General features: G+C 42.0%; 12 protein-coding genes and 1 pseudogene. 1 reads left to right on the plus strand and 12 read right to left on the minus strand.

Going from position 1 to position 13280, the window contains the following annotated elements:
• Positions 1-2: 2 nt before the first annotated feature.
• From BKK50_RS01345 to murJ, 12 genes and pseudogenes are all read right to left on the minus strand, one after another.
• Positions 3-653 carry a lysophospholipid acyltransferase family protein gene (locus BKK50_RS01345; RefSeq protein ID WP_077414602.1) on the minus strand — a complete coding sequence of 217 codons (651 nt, stop codon included), beginning with the start codon at positions 651-653 and terminating at the stop codon, positions 3-5.
• 8 nt (positions 654-661) lie between these two features.
• On the minus strand, positions 662-1021 hold the full coding sequence (locus tag BKK50_RS01350) for a hypothetical protein (protein WP_077414604.1): 360 nt from the start codon (positions 1019-1021) through the stop codon (positions 662-664).
• Positions 1018-2310, minus strand: coding sequence for a phosphatase PAP2/dual specificity phosphatase family protein (locus tag BKK50_RS01355; protein WP_077414606.1), 1293 nt, complete (start codon positions 2308-2310; stop codon positions 1018-1020). Before BKK50_RS01355 ends, BKK50_RS01350 begins: the two co-directional genes overlap by 4 nt.
• The gene (locus tag BKK50_RS01360; RefSeq protein WP_077414608.1) at positions 2307-4052 is read right to left on the minus strand and encodes a bifunctional alpha/beta hydrolase/class I SAM-dependent methyltransferase; all 1746 of its coding nucleotides are present in this window, start codon (positions 4050-4052) and stop codon (positions 2307-2309) included. The genes BKK50_RS01355 and BKK50_RS01360 overlap by 4 nt, the downstream gene beginning before the upstream one ends.
• Before the next feature lie 11 nt (positions 4053-4063).
• Positions 4064-4666, minus strand: coding sequence for a CDP-alcohol phosphatidyltransferase family protein (locus tag BKK50_RS01365; RefSeq protein ID WP_077414610.1), 603 nt, complete (start codon positions 4664-4666; stop codon positions 4064-4066).
• A gap of 97 nt (positions 4667-4763) precedes the next feature.
• Positions 4764-5708, minus strand: coding sequence for a 4-hydroxy-3-methylbut-2-enyl diphosphate reductase (gene ispH / locus BKK50_RS01370; protein ID WP_077414612.1), 945 nt, complete (start codon positions 5706-5708; stop codon positions 4764-4766).
• Positions 5705-6223, minus strand: a complete 519-nt coding sequence (gene lspA / locus BKK50_RS01375) for a signal peptidase II (protein WP_077414614.1) — start codon at positions 6221-6223, stop codon at positions 5705-5707. Before lspA ends, ispH begins: the two co-directional genes overlap by 4 nt.
• A gap of 65 nt (positions 6224-6288) precedes the next feature.
• On the minus strand, positions 6289-9114 hold the full coding sequence (gene ileS, locus BKK50_RS01380; protein ID WP_077414616.1) for an isoleucine--tRNA ligase: 2826 nt from the start codon (positions 9112-9114) through the stop codon (positions 6289-6291).
• 26 nt (positions 9115-9140) lie between these two features.
• Positions 9141-9239 (minus strand): annotated as a pseudogene (locus BKK50_RS12745) (DUF2442 domain-containing protein); the annotation flags it as partial.
• A gap of 31 nt (positions 9240-9270) precedes the next feature.
• Positions 9271-9390 carry a DUF2442 domain-containing protein gene (locus BKK50_RS12750; RefSeq protein WP_244149400.1) on the minus strand — a complete coding sequence of 40 codons (120 nt, stop codon included), beginning with the start codon at positions 9388-9390 and terminating at the stop codon, positions 9271-9273.
• A 102-nt stretch (positions 9391-9492) separates the two neighbouring features.
• Complete coding sequence (ribF, locus tag BKK50_RS01390; protein ID WP_077414618.1) at positions 9493-10419, minus strand: bifunctional riboflavin kinase/FAD synthetase; 927 nt, start codon at positions 10417-10419, stop codon at positions 9493-9495.
• A gap of 46 nt (positions 10420-10465) precedes the next feature.
• Positions 10466-12040: a murein biosynthesis integral membrane protein MurJ gene (murJ, locus tag BKK50_RS01395; protein WP_077414620.1), complete on the minus strand. Its 1575-nt coding sequence runs from the start codon at positions 12038-12040 to the stop codon at positions 10466-10468.
• 266 nt (positions 12041-12306) lie between these two features.
• On the opposite strand from murJ, the gene rpsT reads away from it, so the two are divergent.
• A complete protein-coding gene (gene rpsT, locus BKK50_RS01405; protein WP_005548279.1) occupies positions 12307-12570 on the plus strand; it encodes a 30S ribosomal protein S20 in 264 nt (87 codons plus the stop codon).
• Positions 12571-13280 lie beyond the last annotated feature (710 nt).

Consider the following 13280-nt stretch of genomic DNA (forward strand, 5'->3'; position numbering starts at 1 on the left):
CACTATTTCTCCTCTGTTTGATTTGGATTTAAGGCTAACAGAGCATTCGTTGTGCGTTCTAGAAAAGCCTGTTTCGATTCATTTTCAGATAACCTCAATGGTTTACCAATATACACATCACATAAAAGTGGAATCGGCAACCATTTACCTTTGGGTAATACACGACTAATGTTATCAATCCAAATCGGTACAAATTCTATATGTGGATTTTTTTGTGCGAGATAATAAATCCCCGATTTAAAGGACTGAAGTGGTTGGTTTTCATTCGTGTTTCTTGTTCCTTCCGGAAAAAGAATCAGAGAATGATGCTGCAAGGCTTCGCTCATTTGTATCATTGCCGCTTCCGGATGTTCGCTTTGACGATCAATCAATACCCCATTAAAAACTTGTTGAATAATAAAACGGCGTAAACGGTTTTTTTGCCAATACTCAGCCGCAGCAACAGGGCGGGTTTCCATTCTCCATGTCTGGGGTAGCGATACCCACACCAGCATAAAATCACCGTGACTGGTATGGTTGGCATAATAGACTTTTTGTTTAGGATTGAAGGTAAATTGCTTTTCCGATTGCGGACGAATACCTGTAACAAAGGAAACAAAATGACATAAACAGCTATCAATAAAACGCGCTAATAAATGAGAAAAAAATTGCATAATTCCTCCTAAATCAACCATAACACCAGTTGTGCCAATGTGAGTGATAACGCGGTATACCATAGTCGTATCGCCCCTTTGCCCCGCTGAAAAATATCTCTTGTAACCGTTTGTTTTACCAAACCTAACATAAATAAAGTGCGGTCAAAATCAGTGAAGTTTGTCGTGTGCATAAAAATACGTTGGTCAAATTCAAGGCGAATATGGAGATAGAGTAATCCTGCCGCTAATACCGTATTCAATCCAATATAATGTGTCGTGATGAAACTGATTGCCAATAACACGATATTGAGTACCGCCAAATAACGAGCGGTAATGAGAAAATGTGCGATGGTTTTAGCAACAGTGTCTCTTTGTTCATTTGTCATTTGATTTTCTCTTGATATAGTTTCGCAGCTTGTAGAATTGATTGGCGCAGTACGTTGGATATAACTATTTGTGGACGGGCTTGTTTTACAAGCATAATGGCTTGGTTCAAATTCGCGACTTTATGAGTCGCCACTAACCAAGTTAGCACGACGGCAACGCTGCGTCCATAACCCAAAGCACAGCAAACCAATACCGAAGAATGAATCTGTTGCAACGTCGCTAATTTTTCTGCGGCTTTGCAAAGTGTTGTTGAACTTGGCGGGATTAAATCCAACATTAACACCTGTCTGTAAGATTTGGGCGGATTATAGCAACTCAATTCAGCACAACAATCGAGCACGGCATCAAACCCTTTGGTTGCGGTGATTGAACCAACGGAAACATTCTCAAAAATGACCGCACTTTTCGCTTTTCCCCATAGCCAATAGAGAATGTTAAGGCGTGCGCCAAAGAAATAAGGGAGACCTAATACATAAGCAGCTGCGGAAAGTTTACCATTGGGTTGCTTTTGAAAAATAGCCTCCCCTCTCCCATAAGCAAGCACAACCAAACAAAGAGCAACCGCCCCCCATAACATCCATAACCACGCGCCACCTAAGTATGCTAATAGTATGCAAACTATTGCACCTAAACCATAATAGATCATTAAGCGATGGTGGGAAGCGGTCAAATTTTGAGAGGAGGTGAGAAAATTTAGATGGATATCATACTCAGGTAACAACCACAGTACCGAAAATCCGACCAATGCCCCTGTGGGCAAATCTAAAAAATGGTGCTGGTAGGTCGTGAGAATTGAGACGGCAATAAGTCCAAACCATAAGTACAAAGGGAGGCGCCATTTCGGGAATCGTCTCCAATAAAATGCACCAACCACGATAGTTAGAATAATATGCAAAGAGGGGGCTTGGTTATATGGCTGATCAAAGCCTGCCAAAGATTCAAATAAAAATCCGGAAATTCCTGTTGTTTCAGGTTTTTGCCAGCTAATCTGGAGTGGAAAAAGTAAAAAACCAAGAACAGCAATACCTTGGGCAAGTACTAAACGTGCCGCATAATGACGCAACTGCACATCATTTCGGCAGAGAAAAAATGCTAATGCATAAAGTAAATTGAGTGACCAATAAGGCACAATTGTCCACGCCAAAAAAGGGATGTGCTGTTCCCAACCAAATATGATTTCAGGTATATTTTCCCGCTGTGCCGTTAAAAAGTTAGTGAAACCATAGCTGACGTAGAAAATGACGCCTACGCCAAGCAAATAACCCAAGCGGGTTTTAAAATTAATCATTTGATCTTAATCGCAAGGCTTACCGTAAAAATGCCGTCTTCATCAATCCATTGATGAACTTTTTGAAAGCCTGCTTGTTCCACAAGTTGATCCATTTCTTGCTGGCTACGACGGCGCATTACCCAGTTTGGACGACCGTCTTTGTGGCTGGTTAAACAACGGGCAATCAGTTCTAATTGAGGATGCCAAGGTTGTCCGGTATAAATCAAGTAACCGCCTTGTTCAATGGCTTTACCAAAGCCATTGAGCGAGTGCATAATCAAATCATTATCGGCAAAAAGTTCATGTAAACCTGAAACGATACCCAAGGTTGGGGGCGGAGAAAGATCCTGATAATTCTCAGGATCAAAAGCATTGATTTCATTAAAAGTTGCAATATCTTGCAAACCTCGTTCAGCAATTAATTGGCGTCCTGCTTTCACATTAATTGGGCTGTAATCACGCAAACGTACAGAATCAGGGTGATTTTGTGCGGTTAATGCATCAAGTACGTAGCGTCCATGTCCGGAGGCAATATCTAACACGTGAACCGGTTTCCCTACTGTCCGTAATTTTTCTATAGCAAGGTTAATTGCCTTGGCAATATTGGCTTTGCGTTGGCGAATACCTCGCCAACCAATCGCATTCAAATAGTTTTTATCGATGAAACGTCCAAAAGTATTAGCACCTTGTGGCTGATTTTGATAAACATAATCTAAGGTGCTACCTGAGTCATAGCCCGTTTCTTTACCTATGCGTAAGCCTTCACTCCAACGAGCCCCTAATTTCATTAAAGTACGATAGCCCGCCCAAAATAAACCTCGAGGGGAATAAGGTGATAATGGCGTGGCAAGTTCATCGGATTCAATGCGACTTGCACCGGCAATATGGGCTTGTTTGCAATCCACCATTTGGAATGGTTCATCAAAACGGGCGCAAATAAAACGGCGTATAGGTGCGAAAACCAAGTGATTATTTTCCTCACCTAATGTGTCGTGATAGAACCCATCCATTACGTAACGTTCTTTAATATGGCTACCTAAATGATTGTAAAAATCGTGCTGTGGCTTGTGATGCACGACCCAATCGGCACCGGAAATAAAAAGCTGAATTGGCGTAGTAATAGCCTGCGCATCAGCCACTACACGCTCTGCCGCTTCATACAAACCAAGTAAAATACGGGCTGAAATAGCACGAGTAATCAGCGGATCTTGATTAAAACTATTTTGGCGGGCTTTATTATGGGTTAAATAATGGGCTTTCACGTAGCTATTCACAAAGAAATTACCCCGCAATTTTGACCACAATGCCAAGCCGGTGCGAGCAAATGGAACATAAAGTTTCACCTTAAATGCCGGTGATGTCAGCACGGCACAACGAATTTTAGGTGCGTAATCGTGTAGCCAAGTAGCAACTAATACCGCTCCAACACTTTGTGCAATAACACAAATATTTTCAGGCGCAATCTGATATTCCTGTTCAATATGTTGCATAAACGCTTGGATATCCGAAACTGAGGTTCCAAAACTTGGACTATCACCACGTTCACCAGGACTGTTACCGTGTCCACGCGCATCCCAGGCAAAATAGGCGAAATCATCAAAACCTAGTTCATCAGCGACAAACATCATTCTCCCGGAGTGTTCGTGCCCTCGGTGAAACAGTACAATTGCCTTATCTTTACTGCCATTTTTCGCAGGTCTATAACGATAAAATAATTCAGTATTGTCTGCTGTTTTGAAAAACTTTTCTTGTTCAATCATTGTTATTTCCCTTATTTAGAAAGATTTAATCCGTTTTTTACCCGACGATAACAGGTAAGCATCAGAAGTAAATTGGCAAACCAAAATAAACTACTCAAATAAGCGGGGATACTACCAAAATAAGCATAAGCTAAACCTAATGTTCCAATTAAGAAAGCACGATCGCTTTTACCTAAAGGACCATCATAATGTCGACCATTGCCATGAATATGCCCTAACACGCCACAAAATTCCGTCATTATGGCAAAGAAAATAAAACCCATCACGGATGTTGCTGAAAATGGCACAATAAAGGCAAAAGGTAAATAAAGCGCAGTATCAGAGACAACATCGGTGATTTCATTTAAATAACCACCTAAATGGGATTTCTGATTAAATTCCCGGGCTAACATTCCATCAATCGCATTTAATGCCATTCGTAGGAAAAGCCAAATCGGTAATAGATAAAATAGACCGGATACAGAGGGTAAAAGAGTGAGAAGCATCCCCAAAAACAGCGAAAGCACACAGGCGAATAGGGTTACTGAATTAGCCGTGACCCCCCATTGTGCAAGTTGTCTGACCAAGGGGCGTAATAAATTTTGAAATGCCGGTTTGAGTTGATAAATACTCATCGTTGTTCCAAGAATGAACGTTTTTCGTAATATACGCCAAGGATTTTAAGAAAGCAAATAGCTACGCTACGCTGTCCCAGACCACTCCTATTTTTCTTTAATTCACTTCTTTGATTCGTAATTCTTTAGGCACTTCAAAGAACATATTTTCTTCAAGTCCTTGAAGTTCTTCCAATTCACTCGCCCCCAATTCTTTTAAACGGGCAATAATGGATTGCACCAATTCTTCCGGTGCAGATGCGCCTGCGGTAATGCCAATGGTTTCGACTTCATCAAACCACTGATCTTGAATATCGGCAGGATCATCAAGGAGTTGTGATGGCACGCCCATACGGGAGGCTAATTCCGCTAAACGGTTAGAATTAGAGGAGTTTTTCGAACCTACGACTAAAACGAGATCTGACAACTTTGCTAATTCACGCACCGCTTCTTGGCGGTTTGTGGTGGCATAGCAAATGTCATTCTTGTGTGGGCCTTGGATTGAGGGGTATTTTTCTTTTAATGCTGAAATAGTTTCCGCAGTATCATCCAAAGAAAGGGTGGTTTGTGTCATAAAGGTCAGTTCATCATTTTCTTTTACCGGTAAACGGGCGATGTCTTCCACACTTTCAATGAGATAAATTCCGCCCTCTTCATTGCTATATTGCCCCATTGTGCCTTCTACTTCCGGGTGACCTTTATGTCCGATAAGAATGGCTTTTGTTCCCTTACGGCTTGCCCGTGCAACTTGCATATGCACTTTTGTCACTAACGGACAGGTGGCATCAAAGACCTTTAATTGACGATCTTTGGCTTCTTGGCGAACTGCTTGAGAAACGCCGTGGGCGGAGAAAATCACAATAGCACCGTCCGGCACTTCACTTAATTCTTCTACAAAAATCGCACCACGTTCACGCAATCCATTGACGACAAAACGATTATGCACCACCTCATGACGCACATAAATTGGCGCACCGTGAATTTCAAGGGCGAGTTCGACAATACTGATAGCTCGGTCAACACCGGCACAAAATCCCCGTGGGTTAGCTAAAATTATCTTCATTTTTGACCGCTCTTTTCTGCTTGTTTATCTTGGATTTTTTTCTTTTCGCTTTTAAAGGCATCGATCATCAGTAAACCAGCCCCAATACAAATCGCCACATCAGCGATATTAAACACGGGGTAATGATAAATATCCCAGTAAAAATCTAAAAAATCCACCACAAATCCGTGATAAGTGCGATCCACCATATTGGCTAATGCGCCACCAATGATGAGGGCATAGGCACTATTTTGGAGCTTTTGATCGGCGGTATTTTTCTTTAAGAAATACATCAACATCAAAGAAATACCGATAGCTAATACAATAAAAAAGTATTTTTGCCAGCCATCGTGATCCGCTAAAAAGCTAAATGCCGCACCGTAATTACGCACATAAGTGAGATTAAATATCGGCAAAATATTCACGCTCTCGTAGAGTTCAAATTTTTGAACTACAAGATATTTGGTGAATAGATCAAGGGCGAAAGCCAGCACACTGAGCCAAAGAAAGGAAAGTCCGGATTTTGTTTTAGCCATAAAAATTCCTAAATAAATGAAAAGTGCGGTCAAAATCAACCGCACTTTGAAGATGATAAATCACATTATGCGAAATGGCGAATTTCACCACTTCCTACTACATTTTCCACACAACGTGGGCATAATGCCGGATGTTGAGGATTAACGCCGATTTTGTCGGAATAATGCCAGCAACGTGGACATTTTTCACCGCTTGAACGTACCACGCTTACCGCAATGCCCTCAAGTTCGCCTTCTGCGACCTCAGCCGGTTTTTCCGCAAGTGGTTTGACGATGGTTTTTGAGGTGATTAACACAAAACGCAATTCATCCCCCAGTTGGCTGAGTAAGGTGCGGTATTCGTCATTGGCATAAAGGGTCACTTCCGCTTCTAATCCGCCACCAATGACTTTCTCATTACGGGCGATTTCTAGCACTCGGTTCACTTCAGAACGCACAGTGATGAGTTTTTGCCAATAGGCATCGTCTAATTTTTCGTTTTCACCTAATCCGAACAAGCCGGTGTAAAATTCTTCAGTGAAGACAAATTCCGCACGCTCATTTTCGGTTTTTGGTAAATATTGCCAAATTTCATCCGCGGTGAAAGATAAAATCGGTGCCATCCAACGTACTAAGGCTTCTGAAATATGCCATAAAGCGCTTTGACAACTACGACGGGCAAGGCTATCCGCTTTGGTAGTGTATTGGCGGTCTTTGATGATATCTAAATAGAATGATCCCATTTCTATGGAACAGAAACGCATTAAGCGTTGCACCACCGCATGGAATTGATAGTTATCATAAGCCTCAATAATTTCTTTTTGTGCTTCTAAGGCACAAGCCACCGCCCAACGGTCTAAGCTAATCATTTCTTCCGGTTTGACTAAATCACGTTTTGGATCAAAACCATTAAGGTTCGCCAACAGGAAGCGGGCAGTGTTGCGGATACGGCGATAACTGTCTGCCGCACGTTTTAGGATTTCGTCTGAAACCGTCATTTCGCCGGTGTAATCTGTTGATGCTACCCATAAGCGTAAAATATCGCCGCCGAATTTATCCATCACTTCTTGTGGTGTGACAATATTTCCGATGGATTTCGACATTTTGCGTCCTTGACCGTCCACCGTAAACCCATGGGTAAGCACTTGTTTATAAGGGGCTTTATTATCCGTTGCAGTGGAAAGCATTAAAGAGGACATAAACCAACCACGGTGTTGGTCTGAACCTTCCAAATACATATCCGCACTGTGTCCTGCAAATTCCGGGCGATTAGCCACTACAGAAGAATAGGTCGAGCCGGAATCAAACCACACATCTAAGGTATCCGGCACTTTGCGATAATGCTCTGCATCGGCACCGAGTAATTCTTTTTCGTCTAAATCCCACCAAGCCTGAATACCGGCTTTTTCTACCCGTTTTGCCACTTCTTCAAGTAATTCTAAGGTGCGAGGGTGTAATTCTTCCGTTTCTTTATGGACGAACATCGTCATCGGCACGCCCCAAGTACGTTGACGGGAAATACACCAATCCGGACGATTTTCCACCATTTTTTCAATGCGTGCTTGTCCCCAACTTGGGATCCAACGCACTTGTTTGATTTCTCCAAGGGCTTGTGGGCGTAATCCTTTCACTTCCATACCGATAAACCATTGCGGTGTGGCACGGAAGATAATCGGGGTTTTATGACGCCAACAATGGGGGTAACTGTGCGTAATTTTTTCTACTTTTAATAAATTACCGGTTTCTTGCAATTTTTCCACCACAAGCGGATTGGCTTCAAAGACGCCTTTGCCGGCAAAATATGGTGTTGTGGAAATAAATTTACCATCATTTGCCACAAGGCAAGCCATCGGCAAATCATATTTTTGCCCCACAATAAAGTCGTCTAAACCGTGATCCGGTGCAGTATGTACTAAACCGGTACCGCCATCAGTGGTGACGTGATCCCCTAAAACCACCGGTACACTGTAATCATTAAAAGGATGACGGAATTTAACCAATTCAAGGGCTTGACCTTTTACCGAACCCAATATTTCTACCTTTTCAACGCCTGCCGCTTTCGCTACCGATTCCACAAGATCCGCCGCTAAAATGACACGTTCATCGCCGAACTGAACGAGTTGATAGTCTAATTCTGCATTGAGCGCAATAGCACGGTTAGAAGGCAAGGTCCAAGGGGTAGTAGTCCAAATTACCGCAGAAAGTTTGCCATGGCCTTTGCCTTTGGCATTAAATTTCGATTCAATTTCATCCGCACTTTCTGCCGGAAAACGCACATAGATAGAAGGTGAGACTTTATCTTCATATTCCACTTCCGCTTCTGCTAAGGAAGAGGCACAATCCAAACACCAATGTACCGGTTTTGAACCTTTATAGAGATGACCGTTTTCAATGACTTTGCCGAGGGTTCGGATAATATTGGCTTCCGTATCGAAGTTCATAGTGAGATAAGGATTGTCCCAATCACCCAATACCCCTAAACGAATAAAATCTTTCTTCTGCTCTTCCACTTGCTCGGCGGCATATTCACGACATTTTTGACGAAATTCGGCAGCTGAAATTTTTTCGTTAGGTTTTCCTACTAACCCTTCTACTTTCAGCTCAATTGGTAAACCGTGACAGTCCCAACCCGGAATATAAGGGGAATCAAAACCCAATGCGGTTTTGGATTTAATAATCATATCTTTTAAGATTTTATTCACCGCATGACCGATATGAATGCTCCCGTTAGCATAAGGAGGGCCATCGTGCAAAATAAAGGATTTTTTCCCTTTTGAGGCCTCACGAATTTTTTGGTAAAGATTTTTCTCATACCAATTTTTCAACATCACAGGCTCACGCTTGGCTAAATCACCACGCATTGGAAAACCGGTTTCCGGTAAGTTAAGGGTGTTTTTGTAATCGACTGTCATTTTATCTTCCAATTTTTAGAGTAAATTTAAGCAACTTTTAAAGGGTGATGTGTTACATCACCACGTCCGGCAAGTAAGCCATCCACAGAAATATCTTCATCTAAACAATCCCAATGGATTCCCCGACGGCTTAATTCATAACTTTCTAATTCGCTTTTACTTGCATGTAATAATTTGGGGAAACCATGCTAAAGGTACACCTAAAATACGAGCATCATCCAGTTCAACCCACATCGTGTTTTCATCAAAGCGAATTGTTTTAGCTGAAATAGTCATATCTTTTTCCCAAAAAATTACTTTGCTCCCTCTTTTTACGGGGGATCCCCCCCTTCCGTCGCTTTGCGACACCTTCCCCCGCAAGCAGGGGAAGGCAAAAAATCATTTAAGAAAATACTTTTTTGCTGTTTCTGCATCCTGTTTAATCTGGGCTTTTAGTGCCTCGAAAGAGGGAAATTTCATTTCTTCTCTGATCTTATGGCAGAACTCTACTTCAACCAATTCGCCATAAATTGTTTTGGCAAAATCAAATAAATGCACTTCTAACAATTGCATTATGCCGTTAATTGTCGGGCGTTTTCCCATATTGGCGACACCGCTGAAAATCTCGCCGGATTTTAACCGCACTTTTACCGCATACACCCCTTTAATGGGATTCACTTGGCGATGTAAACGGATATTGGCGGTGGGAAATCCCAATGTTCTGCCCAACTTATTGCCGTGAATAACACGACCAAAAATGCGATAAGGTTTGCCTAATAAACTTTCTGCAAGGGATAATTCATCTTTTGCTAAGGCTTCCCGAATGGTGGTGCTGCTAATGCGTTGTTCATCTAAGCAGAAACTGCGATTATCTTCCACCGTAAAGCCAAAGCGCTCTCCCGCTTGTTTTAGCATCGCAAAATTGCCTTGACGGTTAGCACCGAATTGGAAATCATCGCCAATACTTAAAAAATTTACATAGAGCTGATTAACTAACGTCTGTTCAATGAACTGCTGTGCCGATTGTTCGGCAAAGGTGCGGTCAAATTTCGCCACAATTACCACATCCACGCGGGCTTGTTGTAAATAATAAAGCTTATCACGCAAACGCATCAAACGGGCCGGTGCATTTTCCCCCATAAAATATTCCCGTGGCTGGGGTTCGAATAACAATACCGCCATGGGTAAATGCAATTCATCCGCTTTTTGGCGAAGGTGGCGCAACACCGCTTGATGCCCTAAATGCACACCGTCAAAGTTGCCGATAGTGAGCGCACAATCTTGTAAAACCCGGCTTGCATGATGTAGCCCACGAATTAATTGCATGACCTTATCCACGAAAATTTCAGAATTTCGGCATTATAGCGGGTAGTTAGTTTTTTGTCAGCAAATGGTGCGGGCGAATGCCTAACAAAACCAACATCGCACCATAAACGAATGCCGCTAATGTGATTAACCAAGCCAACCAATGAACCCGTTTTATAAAACTCATCAGCGCCCATTCATTGATCGCAGGGGTGTAATACCACACCGCAACGCCCATAAAAAAGGCGGCTAATAAAACTTTCACAAAAAAGACCGCACTTTGGCGTGAGAAATGGTACACATCAGACTTCGCCAAACCACGATAAAGTAAGTAAGCATTAAGGGTTGCGGACATCGCCGAGGCCATGGCTAAGCCCACATAGCTAAAGGGAATGGCCAACAGATTAAATCCCATATTGCTTACCATTGCGATAATGCCGATTTTTACCGGCGTTTTGGTATCTTGCCGTGCGTAATAGCCATTAGCGAGAATTTTAATCAGCATAAAGCTTAACAAGCCGGCATTAAACGCCCATAAGGAATAAGAGGCGGCGTGCACATCGTTGAAGGTGAAACTTCCCCGCATAAAAAGGGTGAGGAGCATGGGTTGTGCTAGTACGGCAATCCCTATTGCCGCCGGTACGCCCAGTAATAAAATCATCCGTACGCCCCAATCCATGGTGTGGCGAAAATTGAGGGCACTTTGTTCGGAATTTTCTTCTCGATTGACGTGATGACGTGCGAGGGTAGGCAAAATCACCGTGGAAATGGCGATGCCGAATAATCCCAGAGGGAACTCCAACAATCGGTCGGAATAATAAAGCCAACTAATGGAACCGGTCATTAAAAAACTGGCGATGACGGTATCCAGTAATAAATTGATCTGGCTGACGGATACACCAAAGAGCGCCGGAATCATCAATTTACGAATTTTTACCACCCCTTCATCACGCCACGCCCATCTCGGTTTCACCAAAAGTCCGGCTTTTTTCATAAAAGGAATTTGGAATAAAAATTGCAATAACCCACCCAGAAAAATACCAATGGCAAGGGCAAGATCGGGATTATCTATTCTCGGCGCTAAGAAAAGGGCGGTGGCAATCATCGCAATATTTAATAATACCGGTGAAAAAGACATCACCCCAAATTTGCCTAGCGTATTTAACACTGCGCCTGAAAGCGCCACAAAGGTGACAAACCATAAATAGGGAAAGGTAATTTTTAATAATAAAGAGGCTTGTTCAAATTTATGGGCATCAGGGCCGTCATTCAGCCAATCGGTGAACCATCCCATACCAAATAATGCGGCAACAACAGGTGAACCGACCATCGCCAACAAGGTCACAATACTCACTAAACCGCCTAATGTGCCAGACACTTTTCCGATAAATTCTCGGGTTTTATCCAAATCACCGCTTTTACGATATTCGGCTAATACCGGCACGAAAGCTTGGGAAAATGCCCCTTCAGCAAATAAACGACGGAGAAAATTCGGAATACGGTTGGCAAATAAAAAAACATCCGCCGCCGCGCCTGCCCCAATCAAATGGGCGATGACAACATCACGCACCAAACCTAATATGCGCGATAATAGCGTCATACTGCTGACAATCACGCCTGATTTTAAAAGTCGTTTACTCAAAACATTGTTCTCTTGGCTAAAATTTTTGCTTAATTGTATAGAAATTTTGTTTTTACGCTATATTCCACGTAAAAAAACTGATAAAATCCGCCCACATCGTTTGTGTGAGCCCCTATTGAAAGCGCTTGTAAAAATAACGATGCTTACTTTCGGTTGTGTCTCACCGAAATCAACACAAATTTTCCATTGACAAAGGTATAAAATATCGTCATATTGACGCCCTTTATTTTGTCACACTAATTAACAGAAATTTTAGGAGTTTGACCTTGGCTAATATCAAGTCAGCAAAAAAACGTGCGGTACAATCTGAAAAACGCCGCCAACACAACGCAAGCCAACGCTCTATGATGCGTACTTATATCAAAAAAGTTTATGCTCAAGTAGCAGCGGGTGAGAAAGCAGCAGCTGAAGCCGCATTCGTTGAAATGCAAAAAGTTGTTGACCGTATGGCTTCAAAAGGCTTAATCCACGCTAACAAAGCAGCGAACCACAAATCTAAATTAGCTGCACAAATCAAAAAATTAGCGTAATGAAAAAAGCTTAAAAAAAACGCACTTTGATCTGCACCCCAAAAGTTGGAGAGATTGACCAACCGATTAAGGTGCAGATTTTTATGGGTAAACACTATTCGACCTCATTAAGTATCAAGTTATCCCACTTGTATTGAATGGCAATATGGAATTGAGAAATCGTAGAGCATTTTCCTATTCCCTACACTTTTCTGTAGTACCCTTGTTGAAGCATATTTGAAAAATACGGTATTAATGGCCCAATCAATATCCCAACCACAAAAAGACGATAAAAAAATTCAAAAAACACAAAAGGTATCAATGCATTATTGAAACCTATTGAATAGCTTGAAGCCGAGAATGCCTGTCTAAAAAACTCAAGGAATAGGACGAAAGAAAACACTGGTGGAAAAGAATATAGCCCATACATTGAAGTTAGCTCATAAACACCCTTTATTGCTAAACATAAGTAAGATTACCCCATTCGACCTTTTATTATTCACCAATAGCATAAACCTCAAGATGAAATTAGAAAGAGGATTTTGCTACTTTATCAAGATGTGGATATCAAATCATTCGAGTTAATTACAGTCCGAAGGGATTTTTACCAGAGGGAAAGCAGTGTTTTCACATAGGCAAACATTAAATATTCGCTCTTGTGTTAGGACAAAAGACCGTGAGAAATATGGTAAAACAAGCCATATTACGTTCATAGCTGATAGGCTCAAACA

It is taken from the genome of Rodentibacter rarus, from assembly GCF_001998965.1.
Taxonomy (GTDB): Bacteria; Pseudomonadota; Gammaproteobacteria; order Enterobacterales; family Pasteurellaceae; genus Rodentibacter; species Rodentibacter rarus.